Annotated in this window: 15 protein-coding genes; 9 read left to right on the forward strand and 6 right to left on the reverse strand. The window is 60.4% G+C overall.

The window, feature by feature from the left end:
- Positions 1-170: 170 nt before the first annotated feature.
- Both EZI54_RS02990 and EZI54_RS02995 read right to left on the reverse strand, forming a co-directional pair.
- On the reverse strand, positions 171-1,235 hold the full coding sequence (locus EZI54_RS02990; protein WP_131478884.1) for a beta-N-acetylglucosaminidase domain-containing protein: 1,065 nt from the start codon (positions 1,233-1,235) through the stop codon (positions 171-173).
- A gap of 60 nt (positions 1,236-1,295) precedes the next feature.
- Positions 1,296-1,862 carry a helix-turn-helix domain-containing protein gene (locus EZI54_RS02995; protein WP_131478886.1) on the reverse strand — a complete coding sequence of 189 codons (567 nt, stop codon included), beginning with the start codon at positions 1,860-1,862 and terminating at the stop codon, positions 1,296-1,298.
- A 126-nt stretch (positions 1,863-1,988) separates the two neighbouring features.
- Between EZI54_RS02995 and EZI54_RS03000 the strand changes: the two genes are divergently transcribed.
- The 6 genes from EZI54_RS03000 (at position 1,989) to EZI54_RS24345 (ending at position 17,690) form a co-directional block, all read left to right on the forward strand.
- Complete coding sequence (locus EZI54_RS03000; protein ID WP_131478888.1) at positions 1,989-3,164, forward strand: benzoate/H(+) symporter BenE family transporter; 1,176 nt, start codon at positions 1,989-1,991, stop codon at positions 3,162-3,164.
- A 123-nt stretch (positions 3,165-3,287) separates the two neighbouring features.
- Positions 3,288-4,004 carry a YebC/PmpR family DNA-binding transcriptional regulator gene (locus EZI54_RS03005; protein WP_131478891.1) on the forward strand — a complete coding sequence of 239 codons (717 nt, stop codon included), beginning with the start codon at positions 3,288-3,290 and terminating at the stop codon, positions 4,002-4,004.
- 119 nt (positions 4,005-4,123) lie between these two features.
- Positions 4,124-4,699 (forward strand): NnrU family protein, encoded by a 576-nt coding sequence (locus EZI54_RS03010; protein WP_131478893.1) that lies wholly within the window; start codon positions 4,124-4,126, stop codon positions 4,697-4,699.
- A 120-nt stretch (positions 4,700-4,819) separates the two neighbouring features.
- Positions 4,820-16,603 (forward strand): putative Ig domain-containing protein, encoded by an 11,784-nt coding sequence (locus EZI54_RS03015; RefSeq protein ID WP_131478895.1) that lies wholly within the window; start codon positions 4,820-4,822, stop codon positions 16,601-16,603.
- 8 nt (positions 16,604-16,611) lie between these two features.
- A complete protein-coding gene (locus EZI54_RS03020) occupies positions 16,612-17,067 on the forward strand; it encodes a hypothetical protein (RefSeq protein WP_131478897.1) in 456 nt (151 codons plus the stop codon).
- A gap of 467 nt (positions 17,068-17,534) precedes the next feature.
- A complete protein-coding gene (locus EZI54_RS24345; protein WP_165495659.1) occupies positions 17,535-17,690 on the forward strand; it encodes a hypothetical protein in 156 nt (51 codons plus the stop codon).
- A 57-nt stretch (positions 17,691-17,747) separates the two neighbouring features.
- On the opposite strand, the gene EZI54_RS03025 is transcribed toward EZI54_RS24345, so the two are convergent.
- The 3 genes from EZI54_RS03025 to EZI54_RS03035 form a co-directional block, all read right to left on the reverse strand.
- Positions 17,748-18,392 carry a SagB/ThcOx family dehydrogenase gene (locus EZI54_RS03025; protein WP_131478899.1) on the reverse strand — a complete coding sequence of 215 codons (645 nt, stop codon included), beginning with the start codon at positions 18,390-18,392 and terminating at the stop codon, positions 17,748-17,750.
- Positions 18,393-18,437: 45 nt separating this feature from the next.
- On the reverse strand, positions 18,438-18,869 hold the full coding sequence (locus EZI54_RS03030; protein WP_131478901.1) for a GNAT family N-acetyltransferase: 432 nt from the start codon (positions 18,867-18,869) through the stop codon (positions 18,438-18,440).
- A gap of 94 nt (positions 18,870-18,963) precedes the next feature.
- Positions 18,964-20,670 carry a GGDEF domain-containing protein gene (locus EZI54_RS03035; RefSeq protein WP_131478903.1) on the reverse strand — a complete coding sequence of 569 codons (1,707 nt, stop codon included), beginning with the start codon at positions 20,668-20,670 and terminating at the stop codon, positions 18,964-18,966.
- Positions 20,671-20,865: 195 nt separating this feature from the next.
- On the opposite strand from EZI54_RS03035, the gene EZI54_RS03040 reads away from it, so the two are divergent.
- The 3 genes from EZI54_RS03040 to EZI54_RS03050 all read left to right on the forward strand — a co-directional run bounded on the left by EZI54_RS03040 (position 20,866) and on the right by EZI54_RS03050 (position 23,471).
- Positions 20,866-21,966, forward strand: coding sequence for a M14 family zinc carboxypeptidase (locus EZI54_RS03040; protein WP_131478905.1), 1,101 nt, complete (start codon positions 20,866-20,868; stop codon positions 21,964-21,966).
- A gap of 8 nt (positions 21,967-21,974) precedes the next feature.
- Complete coding sequence (locus tag EZI54_RS03045; protein ID WP_131478907.1) at positions 21,975-22,760, forward strand: alpha/beta fold hydrolase; 786 nt, start codon at positions 21,975-21,977, stop codon at positions 22,758-22,760.
- Between the two features lie 93 nt (positions 22,761-22,853).
- Positions 22,854-23,471: a glutathione S-transferase family protein gene (locus tag EZI54_RS03050; protein WP_131478909.1), complete on the forward strand. Its 618-nt coding sequence runs from the start codon at positions 22,854-22,856 to the stop codon at positions 23,469-23,471.
- A 471-nt stretch (positions 23,472-23,942) separates the two neighbouring features.
- Here EZI54_RS03050 and trpC read toward each other — a convergent pair whose 3' ends face one another.
- Entirely contained in the window at positions 23,943-24,749 is an 807-nt protein-coding gene (trpC, locus tag EZI54_RS03055) for an indole-3-glycerol phosphate synthase TrpC (RefSeq protein WP_131478910.1), read from the reverse strand.
- Positions 24,750-24,757 lie beyond the last annotated feature (8 nt).

Below are 24,757 nucleotides of genomic sequence, written 5' to 3' on the forward strand. Positions count from 1 at the left end.
CGGGCTACGGCCCGTTTTTTTGTGGGTAGCTGTCGTGGGAGCCTCTGTACATCTCCTGATGTAGCAGACGCTTCAGCTTCTGAGCAGGCCGCAGGCCTGCCGATACCGCCAGGGGGCCTGCGGCCCCTCCGAAGCTAAAGCGTCGGCTACACAAAACGGCGGCATTTCCCCTACTGCGTCTGCACCGCCTCGTCGCTGATCCGGTAATACCCATCCAGCCAGGCGATGATCTCCTTTGCACCAGGGTGGTCGCTGTCACCGAAATGGCGCCGCAACCGGGCTTCCCGCTCCCCCAGTCGATCCAATCCCACATCCTGCAGGGCCATGATGTCCTGCTCCAGGTATGCGCCCAGTTCCTCGCCCATGACTTCCCGGGCGGCCTTGCGAAACGCGGCCATGTAGCGGTAGTTCTCCCGCTGGCGGTAGCTGGCGGCCAGGGTGATGGCGGGGATGCAACTGAGCGTTGGCTGCAGGGCCGGGTTGATGGCGTGACCGGCCAGGTGCTCGCCAATGCTGGCGTGGCGGCCGGTAAACCCGCGCAGGTGCAGGAACCGGGACATGCGCGGACCGTCGTTGACCGGGTAGTTGTCCCACAGCAGCGGCTTGCGGTGCAGCAGGCCGGCGACCTGGAGCAGGTTGCCCGGCGAGATTTCCCGGGAACACACTTCTTCGCCGGTCCAGAAGACCTCCACGGTGGATGGCAGGTTTTCGCCCAGGGTTTCCAGGTAGCGGGCCGGGCGTTCGCCGAACACGCGGTCCAGCACCGGATCGTCGGAATAGTAGGTGGGGCAGACGATCAGCCGCTCGGCGCCGGAGCGGTGGTGGATCCAGTCGATAATGTCCAACTGTCTGCGCGCCAGCTCGGGCGTGCTGCCGTCCATGTCGTCAAACAGGATGGCCAGGTCGTCGATGCCCAGGCTGTCGAGGAAGGCCAGTTTTTCGGTCAGGGCCTGGCGGGCCTGCTCGTCGAACTGGCGATACACCTCGAACGGGCTCAGGCCCACGCCAAAGCGCATGCCGTGGACCTTGCAGTGGCGGGCGAACCGGCGCAGGGCGTCGGCCTCCTCCACCGGATGCAGCTCGTCCCAGCGCCGTCGCAGGAAGGCGTCGGCCTTGGGCGCGTAGAGATAGAAGCTGTAGCCGTGCGGGGCCAGCCGGGCCACCAGGTCGGCGCGGGCCTTCCAGCTCCAGGGCCGGCCAAAGAAGCCTTCGATGATCCCGAGGGGTGTTTTCATGCCATTCCTTTGTCGTGCCGTATCCGTCTAGGTTAACAGGCCGCCGGTCTCCGTGCGCTCCTAACGGGTGCCCGCCGGGTAGTGGATCAGGTTGTGGAACACGGCCGGTGTTTGATGCGGATTGCGGTAGCCGTGCGGCCGATCGGCCGCAAACCGGCTTGCCTCGCCGCTGGCCAGTGGATGCCAGTGACCCTCCACCAGGACCTCCATGGCGCCATCGATAACGGTGACATGCTCGATCACGCCGGGTTCATGGGATTCGGACAAGTGCTCGAGACCTGGCGGCAGTGTCAGTTCCATCAGCTCGAAACCAAAACGGGCCTCGAAGGGAAACAGCGCCCGTACCCGAAGATCATCCCCGGTCAGGTCGGCATCGCCCTCATCGTTAGAGACGAACACCGGTGCATCCAGGGGCGCGGGCAGGGGGCTGATGAGCCCGGAGAAGGCGGTGTTGAAGCCGGTGGCGATTTTCCACAGGGTCGCCACGGTCGGGCTGGATTCGCCCCGTTCGATCTGGCCCAGCATAGCCTTGCTGACACCGGTGGCCTCGGCGGCCCGGTCCAGGCTCCATTGCCGCTGCCGGCGCAGTTCGCGCAGGGTGGTGGCCAAGTGGCTGACAATGTCCATGGTGTCGCGTCCTTCCTTTGCGGTATGCCATCGGGTTCCAGTTGTGCGTTATAGCGCACAAGTGCTAATGTCACCGCAATCGTGCGCTATAACGCACGCGTTGTCCATCCAGCAGAGGAACAGAACGTGTCCCGGCCGTCTCCATTTTCGGATCTGTCGCTGTCTCACCTGACCGCCGGCTTTGTCGCGGTGCTGGTGGGTTTCAGCAGTTCGGTGGTGATCATCCTGCAGGCCGCCGAGGCGGCCGGTGCAACGCCGGCCGAGGTGAGTTCCTGGATCTGGGCGCTGGGGATCGGCATGGGCATCACCAGCGCCGGGCTTTCCCTGTATTTCCGCGAGCCGGTGCTCACGGCCTGGTCGACCCCGGGGGCGGCGCTGCTGGCGACGGGGCTGACCGGCTATTCGCTGGCGGAAGCCACCGGGGCCTTTATCTTTGCCGCCATCCTGACGGTCATTGCCGGCTGGACCGGCTGGTTCGAGCGGATCCTGAAGCACCTGCCCCAATCCCTGGCGGCGGCGATGCTGGCGGGCATCCTGTTCCAGTTCGGCCTGGATGCCTTTGCGGCCCTGCAGGGGGATTTCATGCTGGTGTCTCTGATGCTGGTCACCTATGTGATCGGCCGGCAGGTGCTGCCCCGATACGCCATCCTGCTGGTGCTCGCCGTCGGCATGTTGATCGCCGGCTGGCAGGGGCAGTTGCACTGGGACGGTCTGTCCCTGGCGCTTGCGACCCCACAGTGGACCACGCCGGACTTCTCCCTGTCGGTGCTGATCAGCGTTGGCATACCGCTGTTTATCGTCACCATGACGTCCCAGAACGTGCCGGGCCTGGCGGTGTTGCGGGCCAATGGCTACCGGACGCCATTGTCGCCGGTGCTGACCGCGACCGGTCTGGTGACGCTGGTGCTGGCCCCATTCGGCGGTTTTGCCTACAACCTGGCGGCGATCACCGCGGCGATCTGCATGGGTGAGGAGGCGGGCGATAAGCGCTCGGCCCGTTACCTGGCGGCGGTCTCCGCGGGTGTGGTCTATGCCATCGTCGGGTTGTTCGGGGCGACGGTGGTCGCCCTGTTTGCCGCGTTTCCCCAGGCCTTTGTGGTGGCGCTGGCGGGCCTGGCCCTGCTGGGCACCATCGGCAACAGCCTGCATGCGGCACTGGACGATCCCGGTGATCGGGAGGCGGCGTTGATCACGTTTCTCGTTACCGCATCCGGGCTGTCCCTGTGGGGCATCGGGGCGGCTTTCTGGGGGCTGGTTATCGGCGTGCTGGTGCGGCTGTTCCTGCAGGCGACCAAAGAATAGAATGCGGGCGGGTCTGCGTGTAAAATCGGCGCTCTTTCGAACGCCATTTTCGACAACAGGCCCCACGCATCGCGCTGTTAGCAGCCAGTATTGTGGAGCCGCCAGACACATCGGGGCACGGGTATGGGCAGAGCCTACCAAAACCGCAAAGATTCCATGGCCAAGACGGCCAACGCCAAAACCAAGGTCTACAGCAAGTACGGCCGAGAGATCTACGTCTGCGCCAAGCAGGGCGGACCGGATCCGGACGGCAACCTGTCGCTGCGCAGCCTGATCGAGCGGGCCAAGAAGGACCAAGTGCCGACCCACGTCATCGACCGGGCGATCGACAAGGCCAAGGGCGGCGGCGGCGAGGACTACTCGGCAGCCCGTTACGAAGGTTTCGGTCCGGGCCAGGCCATGGTCATCGTGGATTGCCTGACCGACAACCCCAACCGCACCTTCGGCGACGTACGTGCCTGCTTCACCAAGACCAAGTGCAAGATCGGCACCCAGGGCAGCGTCAGCCACATGTTCGACCACTGCGCCATTTTTGCCTTTGCCGGTGACGACGAGGAAGCGGTGCTGGAAGCGCTGATGGAAGCGGACGTGGACGTCACCGACATTGAAGCCGAAGACGGCAAAATCACCGTGTTTGCGCCTAACACCGAATACGCCAAGGCCCGCCAGGCCCTGATCGATGCCTTCGGTGAGATCGACTTCGACGCGGATGAAATCCAGTTCCTGCCCCAGACCACCACACCGGTCACCGGCGAGGACGCCGAGATGTTCGAGAAATTCCTCGACATGCTCAACGACCTGGATGACGTGCAGAACGTCTATCACAACGCCGAACTGTAAGCCCCGTAGACCGGATGGCTGCGACGGTGGCCATCCGGTTCCGCAACGCTGTCATGCCCTTTGTTTGCAATGACATAGCGCTCGACTAAGCTCCATTCGTATCCAGATGGAGTGTGAGCATGAGCGTACTGATTATCGGGCTCGTCATTTTCCTTGGCGTTCATTCCGTGTCGATCTTCGCGGAGTCCTGGCGTGACCGGACACTGAAAAAACTGGGCGAAGGGCCTTACAAGGGGCTCTATTCGCTGGTCTCGCTGCTGGGGCTGGTGCTGGTGATCTGGGGGTATGGCCTGGCGCGCCAGGAGCCGGTGGCGCTCTACACGCCGCCGATTTGGACCCGCCACCTGGCCATGGTGCTCCTGCTGCCGGTTTTCCCGCTGCTCTTCGCCACCTACCTGCCGGGCCGTATCCAGCACACCGTCAAGCACCCGATGCTGGTGGCGGTGAAACTCTGGGCCGTCGCCCATCTGCTGGCCAACGGCATGCTGGCCGATGTCCTCCTTTTCGGCGCCTTCCTGGCCTGGGCGGTGATCGACCGTATCTCCCTGAAACGTCGGGTTCCGAGAGCCATGCCGGAGTTACCCTATCGTCCGAGAAATGACTGGGTCGCCATCGGCGCCGGGCTGGTGGTCTATCTGCTGTTTGTGGTCTGGTTGCACCGGGTGTTGATTGGGGTTTCGCCGATAGGCGGATAACGACGTATAGTAAGTTGCAAAATCAACTGTTGTGATCTTTTGTAAAAAAATGAATATTTGTTAATTTTCACATAGAGAAACAGAAAAGCTCTCCCTATACTCATCCCAAAATTTGGAACTGTGCCGAGCCGGAGCTGGGCATATTTGGATAGGGATGTTGCGATGAATAGGGTCGTAGGGCTTTTGGCTGCCCTGAGTTTTGTCTTTGCTCCACTGGTTCAAGCCGAGACTTTCAGCGAAACGGACGATATTACGATTGGTCCGGATTTTTGCTCACTCTATCCGTTAACCGTTTCCCAATCCCTGCTCGCCAATGCCGCACCCGGCCAAATTTTTCAGGGCATCGAACTTGGAACTGGCCCTGGCAACTACAGCTGGCTCTCCTGGCAAGGGAAAAATGACACGCCGACTCTCGCCTCGGCGCTGATTCCTCCAGGAACCAGCCGCAGTTACCGGCATCCCGCGAATGACTTCGATAATCAACTCAACATTGGTGATGCTGTCCAAGGCGCACCCGGCGTAAAAAATGCCAAGGCCATTCGTAACAACATGGATGCCCTGCTGGGGCGCAATATTATCGTTCCGGTCTGGGGGGACCATGCCGGGCAGGGAGCTGGCCTGAACTACAGCGTTGCCCGTTTTGCGGTTATTCGTATTCAGGATTACAAGCTCAACGGACACGGCTATGTCAGCTTTGAGTTTGAGCGCTACACCCGCTGTTACAACCACCGTCCCGAATCGTTTGATAGCCAGGTCACCACGGATGAGGACACCGACGTTGAATTTGATCTGCAGGCAGAGGACGAAGACGGTAACACGCTGCATTATGAGATTCTGACCCCACCGCAACACGGTGAGATTGATCAGTCAGACGGCCACATTACCTACTCACCTGGCCTGAACTACGCAGGTGACGATTCACTGACGTTCCGCGTGCATGATGGTGAACAGCTTTCCGGGGTTGCAACGGTCTCCATCGATGTTTTGCCCGTTAATGATGCGCCGGTCGCCGATCCAGGTGCGGCCACCGGGCCAGAAGATACTCGTATTCCGCTGCACTTCTCCGGCAGTGATATCGAAAAGTCGCCCCTCGCGTTTTCGGTTGTCACTGCGCCTGAGCATGGCACCGTGGTTCAGTCCGGCGATGGTTTTGTCTACGTGCCCGACGTCAACTATGCGGGTAAGGATCGTCTGAAATATGTGGCCAATGACGGTGAACTGGACTCTCTGCCGGCTGACTACGAACTCTCTGTTACACCGGTCAACGATCCGCCGACGGCCAAGGATATTTTCGCCGAAACCGAAGGCGGCGATACCGTCGCCATCACACTCGTTGGCCATGACATTGACAGTGAGGACATCCAGTACTCGCTGGCAGATCAGCCCGCGCACGGCGTATTCTCTGGCACGGCGCCGAACCTGGAATACAAGCCCTTCCCACAGTTTGAGGGGCAGGAGTCATTGGCCTATCAGGTGACTGACGGTGAGCTCTTTGCGACAGCAACCATCACGATCACAGTCATTCAACCTAACCTGCCGCCGGAAATTACCAGCCCACCGCAAACTGAAACACCAGAGCGAGATACCTATACCTACCTTGTGACGGCATCCGATCCCAACGAGGATGTGTTGACCTTTGGCCTCGATCGGGGTCCGGATGCCATGAGCCTTGATGCGCAGACCGGCGAAATCAGGTGGTTTGCGAGCCCGGAATTTACCCAATCCGTCCCGACGTTCAACAAGCAGTGCTATGTCGTGCCGACCGGCTCGGTCAAGGAATACGAGGACGGTGATGAGACTTCAGGCGCCGCCTATATTGCACCGCTTTTCTATCGGGTTAGAACCGCGATTTCCGACGCAAGTGATTACGTTGCGCCACAGGCTTTGGCATGGCACAAGCAGAATCGTTGTTTGGGCTGTCACATCCAGACGCAGTCACTTCTCGGGATGGAGTCGTCCAAGGAAAAAGCCGATGTTGATGAAGAGGCTGCTGAATATCTGCTGACCGAAATTCTTGGGAGTCAGTTGTCCGATGGAGCGATCCGGCGGTCTCACCCCAACTATGCCAAGAACCAGACTGCATTTGCGCTATGGGCGCTCAATGCGGTCCCGGATCGTGACCGGACCTTTGCTGTTCGCGAAAAAGGCTTGGAGTTTTTCAGTAATCGCGTCGTTATTGACGGCAAACGCGCCTATTGGACCACAGACCACAACAGCGGCTGGCTCCGGACCTCGCTGGCCATGACTGCCCTGGTGGCCCAATCGGCGTCAGACTATCTCTCCGATCTGGAGAAGCTGAAGTCGCTGACGGCAAAGCAGCAGGAGCTATCCGATTTTTATCGCATGTTGATGCCGTCCATCGCCGAACACTTGTTGGCCGGCATCACAACGAATGAGAACGACAGCCTCCGCCGCGTGTTCAGATTGGTCGGTCTGGCAGAAATTGAACCATTTATAGCAACCGATGCCATGCAGCTTCGTGTCGCCGACGCGATCGAGCTGCTGGATACGCAACTTCGCAGCCGACAGCGGGCTGATGGTGGTTGGTCTCGCAACGCAACAGGAGACGCCAGTGATCCGTTGACCTCGGCCTGGGTTGGTCTGGCCCTGGATTACCAGGATCCGGAAATCACCGATGCCGCCATTACCGCCAACATCGAATACCTGCTTGATGCCCAGCAGGCAAACGGGACCTGGGACACCAACAGCGGCCTGTTTACCACCAAGCTGGCGACGACCAGTCTGGTCATGGCCTACCTGCCAGTCGCGCTTGATCACCTGGGTAATCCGGATGTCCGCCTGGGTCACGTCCTGATCCAGGAAAGTCCAGATGGCTCCCAACAACTGAGCGTGCAATTGACCAACCGCGGTCTGGCGAATGTGACGGCGCCGCTGGAGGTTGCTTTTTATGCCGGTAGCCCTGAAGAGGGTAAGTTGCTTGGTAAGGCCGGTGTGGATGGACTGCCCAGTGGTTCCGATGAATACCCTGCGATCAGGGTCGCCGAGAGTGACCTGACCGGCGACATCAGTGTTGCCCTGGAGTCTGCGGATGGCATTGAAGAATGCGAGATTGGCAATAACGCGACGCGGGCTGCGCTGGTCAAACTCCATGTCACGGATCCTGATGGCCTGTCGGATGCCCAGATCTACGCGCTCAACGTCGAGGACGTGAATGCGGCGCCCTCAATCGACAGCGAGCCGCAAACGGTGCTGGAAGGCGGCCAATCATTCGACTATCAGGTTGAGGTTTCCGACACCGACGTTGGTGATGCCCACACGTTCACCCTCGTGTCCGGGCCCGAAGGCCTGTATCTGGATGAGCGCACCGGTCGCTTCACCTCCGCACCGGGCGCGCTGGCACCTGGTGAATACGATGTCACCGTGCTGGTGACGGATCTCCGGGGTGGCACGTCCGAGCAAACGTTCACGCTCGTCATCCACGAAAACCTGCCACCGCAGATTGTTACCCCGCCGGTGGTGGCTGGCAGCGAAGTTTCCGGTTACCAGTACGATGTTGATGCCATTGACCCCAATGAGGGGGATGTTCTTGCCTATGGGCTTGAGCATGCGCCGGAAGGCATGGGAATCGCCGGCGATACCGGTCGGATTTCCTGGAATGCAGACAGTGAGTGGGTGGACAACCGGACGGACAGCAACAAGTTCTGTATTGGGGAGCCCGAGCTGGCGCTAGGTGGCCTGGAGCCTGTTGAAAAGTGGCGGTGGACCTCCAGTGGCCTGCCTGCTTCATCATACAACCAGGTGATGCACGCGCCGATTGCGGTGCCGCTGAAGGATACCAACGGCGATGGAAAGGTCGATTCGCGCGATGATATCGCGATTATCTTCCAGACGTTCTATAGCTCTCGCTATAACAATCCGGGATACCTGCGAGCAATCTGGGCGAAGTCCGGGGAGCATATTTGGACATCAGCTTCTGCATCCATTCTCCCGGTCAGTTCCCCGGCCGCTGCCGACATCGACGGTGACGGTGAAATTGAAATAGTCACTGGCCGCGCAGGCGGCGGGATCATCGCATTTTCAAGCAGTGGCAAGGTCAAATGGCAGTCATCCAGTCGCTTGTCCGTTCGATGGGGTGGTCCGAGCATCGCGGATCTCGACGGTGATTCAGTGCCGGAGATCATCGTTGGCAACACGGTTTTCGATAATACCGGGCAAGTTCTGTGGCAGGGCTCGGGCGCGACTGGCGGCAACGGTGTTGGCCCATTGTCTTTTGCCGCAGACATTAACAATGACGGTTATCAGGAGGTCGTCGCCGGCGCAACGGTTTATTCGCACGATGGACAGAGGTTGTTTAGCAAGGGCGACGGATTTGCCGCTGTTGGAAATCTCATTGGCGATGAATCGCCAGAAATAGCTGTCGTTAACAGGGGATACGTCAGTCTGTATCGGAACGACGGCTCGACCATCTGGTCTGGCAAAAGCATCCCCGGTGGCGGTGTCGGTGGTCCACCGACGCTGGCTGACATGACGGGTGACGGCATTCCTGAAATCGGCGTGGCAGGCGCCAACGCCTACGTGGTATTCGACGCTGAAGGGAAAATTGTATGGCAGTCGCCAACCCGGGATCGTTCCTCCAACAAGACCGGCTCGTCAGTCTTCGATTTTAATGGTGATGGTCGAGCCGAAGTTGTCTACGGGGATGAACAGTATTTTCGTGTTTATGATGGCCCCACTGGCAACATTGTTTACGAAATCAGAAACACAAGTGGAACGACGCACGAGCTGCCCGTAGTTGCCGATGTGGATAACGACGGTCATGCCGAAGTTGTCGTCATCGCAAACAATTACAGTGGTGGGAGTTTCGCGGGCATTCGCGTCTTCGAAGACGCCAACGACTCGTGGGCGCCGACCCGCAGTATCTGGAACCAGCACGCCTACAACATCAACAACATCAATGACGACCTGACGGTTCCCGCCAGACCGGCACTGAGTTGGCTGACCCATAATACGTTCCGTCTGAACACCTTCCCCGACCGGGATGCGTTGTCGCTGCCGGATATCACCGTGTCCGGCATCACCTACGATCAGGCGACCAGTACCGCCCGTGTCACTGTTCTGAACCGGGGGCTTGCGCCGGTCGACGGTCCGTTGAGCGTTACGTTCAGCCATGACCATTTCTGGACGGGTGAAGAGACGCTAGGCACCGTTACCGTCGACGGCCTGCAGCCGGGTGAGAGCACCCAGGCATCGCTCGTGGTCGATGATGCAACGATTATCCAGGCGCTCAAGGCGACTGTTGCCGGGAGCGAAGATCTCGTCGAATGCGCGACCGACAACAATGAGACCCGGGCGGCCATCGTGGACACCCGTGTTTACGACGAAGCCGGTCTGTTTGATCGCCAGAAATTTGCGGTCTCAATCGCCGATGACAATGACCTGCCTGTGTTTACCAGCCCGACGTCCAGCACGGGCGTCGTGGGTGACGTCTACAGCTTCGACTTTGAAGTCAGTGATCCTGACAAGGGCGATGCGCACCGGTTCGAGCTGACGGATGCGCCTGACGGCTTTGAGCTCAACGAACGCACGGGTCAGTTGAAGGCCGAAGGTCTGTCTGAGGGCATCTACAGCCTGAATGTGCGGGCGACCGACTTGTCGGGCGCCGTGGCCGAGCAGACCCACGTGGTCACCATCACGCCGCCGGACAATCTGGCACCGGAGTTTGACTCCGAACCGCCGGGGGCGATCCAGTCCGGTGAATCGTTCGCCTACACGGCGCACGCGAGCGATCCGGATGGCGACGAGGTGGTCTATCTCCTCAGCCGCTCGCAGCCGGGCATGACCATCGATGGTGTCAGCGGCGCGATCCGTTGGACGCCGGGCACCGATGTCGTCGGAGTTTTCTCCGCAGAAGTCACGGCGCTGGATACCCGTGGCGCTTCCGCCAAACAGTACTTCCTGGTCGAGGTCGCGGACCCGAACGAAGACAATCAGCCGCCAACCATTACCAGTTCGCCCCAGGGTGCGGTCTACGCCGGCCAGCGTTTTGATTACCAGGTGACCGCCAATGACCCGGACGGCGACGCGCTGACCTTCTCCCTGACGCAGTCAGAAGCGGGCATGACGCTCTCTGAATCCGGATTATTCTCCTGGCTGGCGCCAGCCGAAAGCATCGGCGACACCGCCATTGTCGAGATCCAGGTGGACGACGGGCGCGGCGGTCTGGCGAGCCAGAAGCTCACGCTGCCGGTCAACGAAAGCGCAAATCACCCCCCGCTGATTACCAGTACGCCGGAAACCCAGGCGCTGGCGGAAAGCCTGTATACCTACCCGATCACGGCGTCGGATAGCGACGGTGACGGCTTCAGCTTCTCTCTCGATCAGGCCCCCAACGGGATGACCCTGGCGGGCAGCCAGATCAGCTGGACGCCGGCGAGCAGCCAGGCAGGGCAGGCCCATGACGTGGTCGTACGCGTCACCGATACCCGTGGTGCAGCCTCGACCCAGAGCTACAGCATTGGCGTCAATGCCCCGGTTGCGGCCAACGAGACCCCGGAAATCACCAGCCTGCCGACATCGCCCGCCATTATCGGTGAGGTCTATCACTACGATGTGGTCGCCCGTGATGCGGACGGTGACAGCCTCAGTTATGCCCTCGACACGGCACCGGCGGGCATGACCCTGTCGGGCGATGGTGCAATGCAATGGTCGCCTGCCGCCGACCAGATCGGCGCCCATGACGTCAGAATCCGCGTGTCCGATGGCAAGGCCTATGTGACCCAGAGCTTCGTGCTGGATGCGGTCGACGCCAGCAGCAACAACTATCCGGAAATAACCAGCCGGCCCACGTTTGAGGCCGTCGCAGGCGAGGTGTACCAGTACCAGCTGGTCGCCACGGATGCCGACGGTGATGCCCTGACCTATGGCGCGATGACACAGCCGGACGGACTGACCGTCAGTGCCGAAGGCCGGGTGACTTGGACGCCGAGGCAGGACCAGATCGGTCTGCACGATGTCGTTTACTTTGCCGATGATGGCAAGGGCCGGACGCTCCAGAGCACCAGCATCCGGGTCCAGGAAGACGCCCTGCCGCTGGATGCGACGGTGCTGGTCACCCCAGATAGTGTCAACGCGGGCGAGACTGTGGTCATCGACGTCTTTACCGAAGGCGGTCGCGGCGACTTCACCGTTGATGTCGATGTGGATGGCCAGCCGCTACCGGTGAATCCATACGGGCGGACCTACTGGACTGCAGACGGCTCGGGCCGTCATACCATCACGGCCACGGTCAGTGACAGCGAGACCACCGTGACCCGGCAAGCCTTTGTCACGATTGAGGATGACAGCGATACTGTCGCGCCGGTCGTGACCCTGGAAGGACCGGAAAGCGGCACCATCGTGACCGCGCCGACGGATATCATTGGCACCATTACGGACGACAATCTTGTCGCCTACCAGGTCCTCATCGCGCCGTCCGGGGATGACAACTGGCAGGTCATCGCCGAAGGCGACACCAACCAGACGTCGGCGCCAGTGGCACTTTTCGATCCTAGCCTGCTGACCAATGGTCAATGGGATGTGGCCGTCATTGCCCTGGACGTCAACGGTCAATCCGCTTCCGACATGCTGTCGCTGCAGGTGGAGGGCGATCTCAAGGTCGGCAACTTCAGCATCACCCTTGAGGATCTGAACATCCCGATGGCGGGCCTGCCGATCCGGGTGACCCGCACCTACGACAGTCGCCGCCGATTCGAAGACCTGGACTTTGGCCATGGCTGGAGTATCGGTTATCAGGACGTCAAGGTTGAGGAGTCTCGGGTTCCGGGCAGTTACTGGACCATCAACCAGTACAAACGGGGGCCAATGAACCTGATTGTCGATTTCTGTGTCGAGCCCCTGGGTGCGCCGGTCGTGACCGTGACCCTGCCCACCGGCGATGTGGAACGGTTTGAAGTCGGCGCCTCGCCGCGCTGCAACACCTACCAGGTCATCAAGGACGTCGACCTGGTGTTCACGCCGGTCGGTGATACCCAGTCCGAACTGGTAGCGCTGAACGAGAGTTCGGCCCGCTATGAGAATGGCATCCTGCTGGAGAAGGGCACCTTTGGGCGTGCGGTCGATCCAAGCCGCTATCGGCTCACCACGGCCGCGGGTTATGTCTATAACCTGAACCAGGATTTCGGTATCGAGACCGTGGTGGACCCGAACGGGCACACCCTGCGCTACACCAACGACGGCATCTTCCATTCAAGCGGCAAGGCCATCACCTTCAACCGGGACAGTGACGGCCGCATCCGCTCGATCACGACGCCCAATGGCGATGTCCTGAATTACCAGTACACCCCGGAGGGTGACCTGGTGGCCAGCGCCGACGCCATGGCGAACACCACCGAGTACACCTACAACCGCAGCCACGGCCTGCTGGAAATCATCGATCCGCTGGGACGCCGTCTGGTACGGAATATCTACGACGACAGCGGCCGATTGGTGGCCCAGGAAGATAACGAGGGCAACCGAACCGAGTTCAACCACGACATCGAAGGCCGCCAGTCCGTAGTCACTGACCGTAGAGGCAACACGACCCTTTACTATTACGATGACCGGGGCAACGTCACCACCAAGGTGGACGCCGCCGGCCAGACCTGGCAGTACACCTACGACGCGCACGGTAACCAGCTCAGCCAGCTCGACCCGCTGGGCCACACCACGTCGGCGACCTTCGATGATCGCAACAACCAGCTCACCCAGACCGATGGCCTGGGCAATACCGTGGCTTACACCTACAACAGCCGGGGTCAGGAGCTAACGATCACGGATGCCCGGGGCAATCAGCACAAGAACACCTACGACAGCGTGGGGAACCTGCTGAGTGTCACCGATCCTGACGGCAAGACCGCCGGCAACAACATCAACGCCGACGGCCAGGTGTCGAAGAGCATCGATGCCGGGGGTAACGCCACCACCTACACCTACGATGGTGATGGCAACAAGCTGACCGAGACCAACCCGCTTGGCGAGACGACCCGGTACACCTATGACGCCAACGGCAACGTGCTGACTGAAACCCGCGAGCGTGAGGTTAGCGGTAGCCCCGTTGCGGAAACCACGAGCTACGTCTACGACGCCAACAACCGGGTGACCGAGACCCACTACCCGGATGGCTCAACGGTTTACTCCGAGTACGATGTCGCCGGCAACCAGACCGCCACAGTCGATGCCCTGGGTCGCCGTACCGAATACGTGTTCGACGCCTTTGGCCGGGTCACCGAGACGCGCTACCCGGACGGCACCGTCGCCTACAAGTCCTACGATGCCGAAGGTAACGTTGCGACAGAGACGGACCGACTGGGTCGCATTACCCGCTACACCTACGATGCCCTGAACCGGGTGATCCGTACCGACTTCGCGGATGGCAGCCACACCAGTACCGCTTACGATGCCGCCGGGCGCGTGACGAGCGAAACCGACGCCAACGGCAACGTGACCCGTTATGAATACGACGCCGCCGGCCGCCGCACGGCCGTCATCGACGCGCTGGGCAACCGCCACAGTTTCGACTATGACGCGAACGGCAACCTCGTCGCTGAAACCGATGCCAATGGTCATACCACACGGTATACCTACAACGCACTGGACCAGCGCACCGAGACGGTGTACCACGATGGCAGCAAAGTGACCGAGGCCTACGACGCGCTGGGCCGTCGCACGTCAAGCACCGACCAGAATGGCCGGGTAACCCAGTACGACTACGACGCCCTTGGCCGTCTCACCACCGTGACGGATGCCCTCGACGGCACCACCACCTTCAGCTACGACGCTGCCGGTAACAAACTGACCCAGACCGACGCCGAAGGCCGCACCACCCGCTGGACCTACGACAGTCAGGGCCGGGTGCTGAGCCGGACCCTGCCGCTCGGACAGACCGAGACGTTCACTTACGACGCGGCGGGCAACCGTCTGAGCCACACGGATTTCAACGGTCAGACCAGTACCTACCAGTACGATCTGAATGACCGGCTGATCCGCGTCACCTACGGCGACGGCACGGTGGAAACCTTCAGTTACGACGCCGCAGGCAATCGCGTCTCAGCGATGACGCCGGAAGGCACGACGACGTATCAGTACGATGCCATGAACAGGCTGATCGAAGAGAGTCAGCCCGATGGATCCGTCCTCGCCTACGGCTACGACGAGGCGGGGAACCGGGTACAGTTGGACGTCGTTACGGCGGACCAGACCCGGAGTACCGGCTACACGTTCGATGCCCTCAACCGGCTGGCGACGGTCGATGCGGGCCTGGGCGACACCGTCTACCGCTACGACAACGTGGGCAACCGGGCCAGCATCAGCTACCCGAATGGTAACCGTACCGCGTACGACTACGACGCCCTCAACCGGCTGGTAGCCCTGACCACGACCGATGGCAGCGGTGCGGTCGTGGCCGACTACCGCTACGAGCTGGACCCGACCGGTCGTCGCATCGGCATGCAGGAGCGCCACAATGGCCGCAGCACGACCTACAGCTATGACGAGCTGTACCGCCTGACTGGCGAGATGATCACGGATCCGGTCAACGGTGACTACAGCGCCGAGTACCAGTATGACAAGGTGGGCAACCGGACCTACAGCATCATCGACGGTGTCCACACCGCCTATACCTATGATGCCAATGACCGCCTGACCCGGCAGGGTGGGGTGAGCTACAGCTACGATGCCAACGGCAACACCCTGACGGAGACCGAAGACAGTCAGGTCACCCGTTACCGCTATGACGGTCGCAACAAACTGGTCGAAACGACCCGGCCGGGCTACACCGCCAGCTACGGCTATAACGCCGATGGCATCCGTACCCGCAAGACCGAAAATGGCGCTACCATCCAGTTTGTGGTGGACAGCAACCGGGATTATGCCCAGGTACTGGCGGAAGTAAGCAACGGCACCACCGACGTCAGCTACACCTACGGCGACGATCTGCTGGCCCAGGAGCGCTCAGGCGGAACGGCGTACTACCTCTATGACGGCCATGGCTCCACCCGGGCCCTGGCGGACGAGAGCAGCACTGTCACCGACACCTACCACTACGACGCCTTCGGCGTTGAGCTGGCCAGCACCGGCGACACCGAGAACGACTATCGGTACACCGGCGAACAGCGGGATGCGGGGCTGGAGCAGTATTACCTGCGGGCGCGGTACTACGATCAGGGCGTGGGGCGGTTTACGCAGATGGATACGTGGATGGGGCGCAATGTTGACCCGGTGACTTTGCATAAGTATATGTATGCCGGCGGAAATCCTATTAACAATATTGACCCAAGCGGAAACAGCTTCATGAGTTTGGGCATACGGCTGAGTATAAGTGCAGAATTGTCAAACGTGGCTGTAAATACAGCTGGGATCGCTTTTGTATCAGCACTTCGGTACAGCTTTACAGACGTTGATGTAAATTTAATGAGGAAGGAGCGCACAGCGGCGGACGTTAGGATAGGTACTATCGCTGCAAATATATGTGCAAAATCTCAAGATCCAGACTGCCGTGCTAGCATCCCCTTGTTATTCTTGGGAAACGATGTCCCTCAATCGACTCTGCATGTTCTTGATGCGCAGATGATGGGTAAACCGGTAGTGTTGAGCAGATTAAGCCCAAAACATCCTTCTGGTTGGTACGAGGGGGCCGTTGAATGTGCTGGGGCTACCGGATTGTTTTCTAGTTTGGATTGCGATGAGTATCCTTTCAGGAGTACTCATGAAGGCGGCCCAGGAAATTACGGTTTTAATGGTGTATCTCTTAGACCTATTCTGTCTTCGGATAATCAGAGGTCGGGCCGCCACTTGGGTGAGCTATATCGCAAGTGCAATGTTAAGGCTAACGACCCTGAAGATATGTGGTTTGGTGTGATCCCTATCCCGACGGTATCTTCATCAAAATCTGTATGTCCAGGAGAGTGATTTTTGATATGCGAATATCTCGCAAATTCAGTAAATTATTTGTTCTATTTTTTTTGTTTTTAAATGGCTGTTCTGATCAGGAGTCATCAAAAATGTATGTTCCGGGACCTGATTTTCAACAATCTCTGAAAATCACAATTGCAGAAGACCAAGTTTCGGTAGGTAACGAAATTCTATTGACTGCAGAGCGACAAAGTAGCGGGTTTGTCGAGGTACAAGAAGCCGAGACTAAAGGTGCTTGTTCTTTTACTTCGAAACCCCCTGAATTAGAGACCAATGTTGCGCTGAATATACAGTGGATAGTTGAGCCTAGTAACGCATCCTATGAGTTCAGTTTCAGCAAGGCCGGGGATAGAACGATAGCGTTCGCTAGGCCAGGTGTATACACAATACAGGCTCGCTCATCACTTTGGTGTCCACCTGGAATATTGAGTAATAAAATAGTTGTTGAAGTATCTGGATAACTATTTGCGGGAAAACGGAAAAGGTTTACTTGAATTTTGTATTTGTATGAATGAGTTAATATTTATTTTACAAAAGACGGCCAGATAATTAATCCTTTCAGCAGCAGCGGGGTGATCCACCAAAGAGATATTGAAGTCAATTTTTGGGGTCAGATCGATTTTAATTTGATCAGTTCGCCCCGCCTTTTCCATTCGGTACGCTCTCCTGATGAGTAAACGGATCGGCTCGCCACCTATCAACTGAAGGGAACAACCATTAGCCAGCCCACTCTACAGACGGACTTTGGGAGATTGGCTTGGCGACATGATTTCAGGTTGTTTATTTTAAAATCGATCTGACCCCTTTAGCTCTGACCCCTTTAGCTCTGCCTTTAGCTCTCCTGAGGCATAAGTATTTTCAACGGATATCTGGCAGGGCAGTCGGAGCAGGTCTATGATGCAGGCTCAACCAACAGAGGAGCCCGCTTATGGCCCGTAAGAAGCGAACACCCACCCAACACAGTCAGGTCGAGCGCGACCTGCGTTCACCGCTGTATCGCATGCAGGTGGTCAAGGACAAAACCCGTTACAACCGCAAGCGCGACAAGGCCGTCCGGTCCGAGGATTTCCGAAAGGCAGCGTGAATCGCTGTTTTCCGCAAATCCTCGGCCCTGTGCCGTTAGCCTGGGCCCGCTCCCGTCTCAGTGGGCGGGGTGGCCCACACAGACCAGCGCCGTCGGCGCAAAGCCGGCCTCCAGGTCCAGTGCCTGACCAACACCCCGATCGTTGAATGCGCCGACAATCACCGACCCTAACTCCAGGGCGGTCGCCTGTAATTGCAGGTTTTCGGCGACCGCGCCCGTTTCGATGTACGCGTAGCGGATGCCCCGCTCGCCCTGTGGTGGCTGCTCGCCAAACAGGTGGGTCATCATCGACAGGTTGGCGCTGATCGCCAGCACCAGCGGCGCCTGGGCGAGCCAGGGCTGATCCTCGGTCGCGAGGCTTTGCAGGGTGGCTCGGACATCGCCGATCCCCGTGGCGTGCAATTGATGGTGAAGCGGGTCATAGCGATAGACGTCCGGCACCAGTTCACCCACCTCGCCGGTAACGACCTGCAGTTGCAGCGGATAGGCCTGTTTGGCGGAAGGCGCGGTGCGCCGATGGGTTTCCGGGTCGTATCCCTGTCCGGCCCAGAGCAATTGTGACAGGCTTTCCAGCGGGATAAGGCGCCGGGCAAACCGGCGGCAGCTGCTGCGCGAGGCCAGGGCCGTTTCCAGGGGCACCTGGCTGTTGTGGGGTGGATGGGGCAGGCCGATAGCGGATTGGGCAAGGTTGGCTGTTTCCATCGGTCGTCAGTTCCTTTTGCGAGTCGAGGGAAGTCTTAATGGATTTCAGGTTAGGGGCTTGAGGTAGACGTGTTGGGTCTTGGTCCGTTTGAAGCCCTGATGCTCGTAAAAGGGGTGTGATGCCAGGCGCGCTTCGTTGGAGCGCACCACGATCTTGCCGAGACCCCGGGCGCGGGCCCAGTCCTCGACGGCGGTTACCAGGGCCGACCCCACGCCTTTGCGGTGGCTGTCGGTGCCCACGATCAGGCCGACGATTTCCGCCTTCTCGCCGGACTCCAGTAGCAGGCGCCGTTCGGCCGCAATCCAACCCAGAAGCCCTTCACCCTTACCATCAGCGACCGCAACAAACCGATCCGGTTGTCCCAGCAGGCCGTCGAGCCGGCTGACGATGTCTTCCGTGGATGACGCATACCCCAGGGCCGTGGCGAGACGGGCAATGTCCGGGGCATCCTGGATCGTGGCCGGGCGAATCAGCATGGTGGTCTACCTGTCGGTGGATCGGTACGATTCATCCTGCCCCATTGCCAGGATGACGGCAAGATGACAGCCCAGCGACGAGGCCCGGTTGACGCTAGCTGATGCGGGTCAGCTGGCCGCCTTCGGCGATGTAGAATTGATTGCGCCCGTTGTCCTTGGCCTGGTAGAGGGCGTCGTCTGCGCGCTGCAGGATATTCTCGATCGTGTCATCCGGGACCGCCAGGGCGCCGCCGATACTGACGGTGATGGCCGGCGTTTCGACAGCGCTTTCTACCGTGCGCCGGATGCGTTCGCCGATGCCCTGCAGATGGTCGCCATCACAGGGGGCGAGCAGCACCAGGAATTCATCACCGCCCCAGCGAGCGGCGTGATCGTAAGGCCGAATACAGGTGCGCAGGCTGGCGGCGATCTGCCGCAGGACGCCATCACCGACGGCATGCCCCAGGGTGTCGTTGATGTCCTTGAAGTTGTCGATGTCCAGCCAGACGATGCCGAATGTCCGATGCTCGCGTCGAAAACGCTGGAACTCCTCGGCGAGCAATTCGTTCATGCCGCGTCGGTTGAGCAGCTCCGTCAGGTGATCTTTGCGGGCCAGACGGTTCAGGGCGTCGGTGCGCTCGCGGACGGTCTCCTCGAGCTGGCGGGTGTGCTCACGAATGCTGGAGGCCATGACGTCGAAATGCTGCTCCAGCCGACCCATTTCATCCGAACGAGGCGATGGCTTGCGAGGTGACAGGTCACCCAGGCGAACCCGCTCCATGGCGGCTTCCAGGGAGATGATCGGGTCGATGATCTGGCGGCGGATGGCGATGTTGAAGACCAGCAGGGTCAACAACAGGGCCACAGAGAAGACCCCAAGCATTGGCGCGAAGGTGGCCAGCGGCAGCAGCACATCCAGGTCCAGCAGTGTGATCTCATACCAGCCGATCGACGGCAGGTAGGTCACGCCCGCCAGGTGGCTTTTGCCGTCGACGGTGACAAAGCCGGTTTCCACCCGATACCCCTGTTCCGGCCCCTCGCGCAGCCGGTCCAGCGTCTGGCGGATCCAGGACCGGTCGGCGGGGCGGTCCAGCAGCAGTTCGATGGTTTTCTTCTGGCCTTCGGGTTTGACGAAGCTGGCGTAGTCGATGTAGCGGCGGTCCCGATAAAGCTGGATGGCCCCGTTATAGTCCACAAAAAGGGTGTTGATGCCCGGCTGCTCCAGGTCCACGATGTTCTGCAGGAAGGGCTCCAGATCCATCCCGGTGCCCGCCACGCCGACAATCCGGCCGTCGACTTTCAGCAGGACGTCAATCCACAGCTTGGTGACCCCGAGCGCTTCGTCCGGGTTGACGTTGAGGTGGAAGTCACGGCGTTGTTCAATCAGTTGGTAGAACCAGGCATCGGCCGGCTTGTTGGGATCGAGGTGGTAGCGCAGTTGTTTGCCGGCGAACCCGTTGGCGGCATTGTTGTAGAAATAGGCGCCGCTGTCCTTGAGGGCGAGGAAGTAGTTGTGGTCGGCAAAATTGTGGCGGAAGCGCTCCATCTCCTCAATGGCGGCCGCCTTGAGGGTGGCGTTTCCGGGCTGGCGGGCCCAACGCTGGATAACGTCGGAGTCCGACATCTGCTGTGCCAGACCCACTTCGCGCTCGATATTCTGCAGCAGGCGGGCACTGTCATAGCGCACCTGGATCTCGGCGATATTGGCGCCCCAGCGTTCGATGATGCGCTCGGCAATACGCTCGAAGACGACCCATGACGCCAGCGACGAGGCCACGATCAGTGCCGAGGCAAGCAGCAGGAAACGGCTCTTGAGGTTCAAAGTCCTTAAATCTCTCTGAAGGGAGGCTGGGCTGCGACGGTGGAAAGACCGGCCCCTGATCAATCCCTGAACCGCCATCATAAGTTAAGTTAGCAAACGATGACCACAGGTGGCGGCCTTTTCCGGTGTGATGTCATCGGGTTGTAGCAATTCGCCGCTAGACTCGGACCGTCGTTTACAGACCGGGAGTCCGCCATGACGGAGCTGCGGGATCTCACGCCCCACGTCGCCATCCCCCTGGAACAATCCACCCGCGATCGCCGTCAGCGGCGGCTGCTGCGGGACTACCTGCCCGAACTGGTGGGCCTGGAGCGCATGCTGGCCGAGGCACCGGTACAGGTGGAAACCCGCGTGCTGGAACGGGTTGCCCTCAAATCGGTCACCGTTCCGATCTACCGTGTGGACATCGGAGCCCAGTCGACGGAAGCGCCCGCCCTGCTGCTGGTCGGTGGGGTGCACGGCCTGGAACGGATCGGTGCCCAGGTGATCATGGCCTGGCTGCAGAGCCTGCTGAATCGTCTGCGCTGGGACCAGGAGTTGCAGAACCTGCTGTCCCGTATCCGCATCACGCTGCTGCCGATCCTCAACCCCGGCGGCATGTTCCTCAACCAGCGCAGCAACCCCAACGGGGTGGACCTGATGCGCAACGCGCCGATCGAGGCCCAGGGAGGCAGTGCCTTCCTGCTCGGTGGCCAGCGCCTGTCACGCCGACTGCCGTGGTACACCGGTACGCCGGAAAAGGGGATGGAGGCGGAGAACCTGGCGCTGGAACGCGTCATCCAGGATCTTCTGCCCGGCCGGCCCTTCAGCCTGGCGCTGGATTGTCATTCCGGGTTCGGCTGGCAGGACCAGATCTGGTTCCCCTACGCCTACCGGCGCCGTCCCATGCGCAAGATCGCGTCGGTGATGGCGCTGAAGCTGCTCTGGGAGCAGGCTTATCCCAACCACACCTATGTTTTTGAGCCGCAGTCGCGCCATTACCTGACCCATGGCGACCTCTGGGACTACTTCTACAAGCAGATGAACCGGACGGAGTCCGGCGGCTTCATCCCGCTGACGCTGGAAATGGGCTCCTGGCGGTGGATCCGCAAGCGCCCGCGCCAGCTCCTGCGCCTGGAAGGGCTGTTCAACCCCATGGTGCCCCATCGTCATCAACGGGTCTTGCGCTCCCATCTCAACTTCCTCGACTTCCTGATGCGGGCGACGGCGAACCACAAAAACTGGTTGCCAGGGTCCGAGCAGGAGCCCATGCTCAGGGAAGCGGCGATCATGCACTGGTATCGCGAATCGGGCTGAGAGGTCATATGCACTGGATTTTGTTGCGGGGCCTGACACGTGAGCAGGCGCACTGGGGTGTAATGCTCCAGCGACTGCGGGAGGCGTTTCCCGGGCACGATTTCCACCCGGTGGACCTGCCCGGTACGGGTACCCACTACCGGGAGGCAAGTCCGGCGGCGATCCCCGCAATTCGCGAGGCCATCCAGCGCCAGTGCCAGCACATCCCTGCGCCGCTGGGGCTGATCGCGCTATCCATGGGCGGCATGGTGGCCCTGGATTGGGCCCAGCATGTCCGTGCCGGTGCCATCCAGCACCTGGTCCTGATCAACACCAGCAGCGGATTCAACCGGCCCTGGCACCGGTTGCGTCCGAAAACCTGGCCCACCCTGATGCGCCTGCTGACGCTGCGCGACCTGCGTGAGCGCGAAGCCCAGATCCTGGCACTCAGTTCCAACCGACAGTTGAACCCCGCCACCGTCCAGCGGTGGTACAGCATCCAGGCGCAGCGCCCGGTCAGCGCACGAAACGCCGCCCGTCAGCTTTGGGCGGCAGCCCGGTTCCGGCCCGCCGAGGAGCGACCATTACCCGATGCCCTGGTGCTGGCCAGCCGGGACGACCGGATTGTTGACTGGTATTGCAGTGAACGCCTGGCCGAGCGCTGGCAGTGGACCCTGCGTCTGCACCCGGATGCGGGTCATGACCTGCCACTGGATGATCCGGACTGGGTGATCGCAGAGATCAAGGCTTACCTGGAAGCCCGGGGCGTACCGCTTGACGCCCCGGCGCCCCCGAGGCAATCTCTGGGCGCATAGTTGGTTTCGCAGAAAGCTGTTTTGCACGGCAAAACAGCTTGCAACCCATAACCCAACAACAAGAATCCACCCAGTCGACAGACAGGAGTCCCCATGAAGATTTTCGAAACCAAGACGGCCCCGAACCCGCGTCGGGTCCGCATGTTCCTGGCCGAGAAAGGCCTGCTGGATGAGGTCGAGTTCGTCCAGGTCGATATCCAGAAAGGCGAGAACCTGACGCCGGAATACGCGGCCATGAATCCGATGAAGAAAGTACCGGTGCTGCAGTTGGACGATGGCACCAGCGTGGCCGAAACCATGGCCATCTGCCGTTACTTCGAGGAACTCCATCCGGATACCACGCCGCTGCTGGGCGAGGGCGCCTTGGGGAAAGCGCATGTGGAACAGTGGCTGCGCTGGATTGAGTTTTTCTTCTTCCTGCCCACCGGCATGTGCTTCCAGCACACCAGCGGTTACTTCAAGGACCGCATGAACCCGATCAAGGAATGGGGCGAAGAGTGTGGCAAGAACGTCGAGAAATTCTTCCACTTCCTCAACAAGCACCTGGAAGGCCGCGAATACATCTGCGGCGACACCTTCACCGCCGCCGACATCAACGCCTTCACCACGATCGATTTCAATAAAGTGAACGATATCCGGATCAAGCCGGAGCAGACGCACCTGCAGGCGTGGTACGACCGGATCAAGGCGCGGCCTTCGGCGAAGGTTTGACGTGGTCAATGCCCCCTGACTGCGTGGCCTGCCGTCAGGGGGTGTTATCTGGCCGTCTCTTCTATTTTCCGACCCAGGCACGTCGAGCAATCTTGGTTATTAGTGAGCGTTGACTGGCTCTGGATCAAACACAAGCCGGAGCCAGGAATAATCAGGGCAGGGGCTTAGATCGGTACACTCCGACCGGATTAGGTGGCCATGGATGGCCCTCTAAGACGGCGCAGGGCCCTGCCGCTGCCCCGCTTCCGCCCCCGAGAATCCAGTCTAATAAAAGCCAGGGTCCAAACAGTGCAGTAGGGAAACCGGGCCCCAGCCAGAAGCCCCGGACACCCTCCGCTTCCGCCGCCTCCGAGGGTCATCCCTGACCGCCGGATGCGGCGCGGGACGTCCTGTCCCGCTGCGGAAGCGGAGGGTGACCAGGGCTTCGGTCCAGCCTCGCGATGCCGCTGGAAAGGACTGGGGGAGAGGAAGTTAGAAGAACAGTTCCTGCAGTTTTGCACCCGGATCCGGTGCGCGCATGAAGGATTCGCCGACCAGGAAGCCGTAGATGCCGTTGTCGGTCATCGCCGTGACATCGTCCCGGGTCAGGATGCCGCTCTCGGTGATGGTCAGGCGCTCGTCCGGGATGCGCTTGTGCAGTTCGAAGGTGGTGTCCAGTGACACCTCGAACGTATGCAGGTCGCGGTTGTTGATGCCCACCAGCGGCGTGTCCAGCGTCAGCGCGTCGTCCAGTTCCTCGCCGTTGTGGACTTCCACCAGCACATCCAGGCCGATTTCGCCGGCGATGCCCGCCAGTTCCTGCATCTGGTCCTTGGTCAGGCAGGCTGCGATCAGCAGGATGCAGTCGGCTTCGATCATCCGGCTTTCATAGATCTGGTAGGGCGCAACCATGAAATCCTTGCGGATGACGGGCAAGCTGCAGGCCTGACGTGCCTGGGCCAGGTAATCCTCGTGACCCTGGAAGAAATCGTGATCGGTCAGCACCGACAGGCAGGCTGCGCCGCCCGCCTCGTAGCTTTCGGCAATGGCGGCCGGCTCGAACGGGTCGCGAATCACGCCTTTGCTGGGTGATGCTTTTTTCACTTCCGCGATGACGGCTGGGGACGACTTCTCGATCCGCGCGCGAAGAGCGTTGGCAAAACCCCGCGCTGCCGACTTGTCGGCGGCCCGGGCGCGCACGTCGGCCAGCGGTTGGCGCCGCTGGCGGTGGTCGATTTCCTCCCACTTGCGATCAACGATGCGGCGCAGGATAGTCGGGGTGCGGTCGGTATCAGTCATCGGTCAAT

Source organism: Marinobacter halodurans (assembly GCF_004327985.1).
GTDB lineage: Bacteria > Pseudomonadota > Gammaproteobacteria > Pseudomonadales > Oleiphilaceae > Marinobacter_A > Marinobacter_A halodurans.

Excerpts from the sequence above, each read along its gene's own strand:
- EZI54_RS02990 (WP_131478884.1), bottom strand. The coding sequence starts at position 1,235 with ATGAAAACACCCCTCGGGATCATCGAAGGCTTCTTTGGCCGGCCCTGG.
- EZI54_RS02995 (WP_131478886.1), bottom strand. The coding sequence starts at position 1,862 with ATGGACATTGTCAGCCACTTGGCCACCACCCTGCGCGAACTGCGCCGG.
- EZI54_RS03005 (WP_131478891.1), top strand. The coding sequence starts at position 3,288 with ATGGGCAGAGCCTACCAAAACCGCAAAGATTCCATGGCCAAGACGGCC.
- EZI54_RS03010 (WP_131478893.1), top strand. The coding sequence starts at position 4,124 with ATGAGCGTACTGATTATCGGGCTCGTCATTTTCCTTGGCGTTCATTCC.
- EZI54_RS03020 (WP_131478897.1), top strand. The coding sequence starts at position 16,612 with ATGCGAATATCTCGCAAATTCAGTAAATTATTTGTTCTATTTTTTTTG.
- EZI54_RS24345 (WP_165495659.1), top strand. The coding sequence starts at position 17,535 with ATGGCCCGTAAGAAGCGAACACCCACCCAACACAGTCAGGTCGAGCGC.
- EZI54_RS03025 (WP_131478899.1), bottom strand. The coding sequence starts at position 18,392 with ATGGAAACAGCCAACCTTGCCCAATCCGCTATCGGCCTGCCCCATCCA.
- EZI54_RS03030 (WP_131478901.1), bottom strand. The coding sequence starts at position 18,869 with ATGCTGATTCGCCCGGCCACGATCCAGGATGCCCCGGACATTGCCCGT.
- EZI54_RS03040 (WP_131478905.1), top strand. The coding sequence starts at position 20,866 with ATGACGGAGCTGCGGGATCTCACGCCCCACGTCGCCATCCCCCTGGAA.
- EZI54_RS03045 (WP_131478907.1), top strand. The coding sequence starts at position 21,975 with ATGCACTGGATTTTGTTGCGGGGCCTGACACGTGAGCAGGCGCACTGG.
- EZI54_RS03050 (WP_131478909.1), top strand. The coding sequence starts at position 22,854 with ATGAAGATTTTCGAAACCAAGACGGCCCCGAACCCGCGTCGGGTCCGC.
- trpC (WP_131478910.1), bottom strand. The coding sequence starts at position 24,749 with ATGACTGATACCGACCGCACCCCGACTATCCTGCGCCGCATCGTTGAT.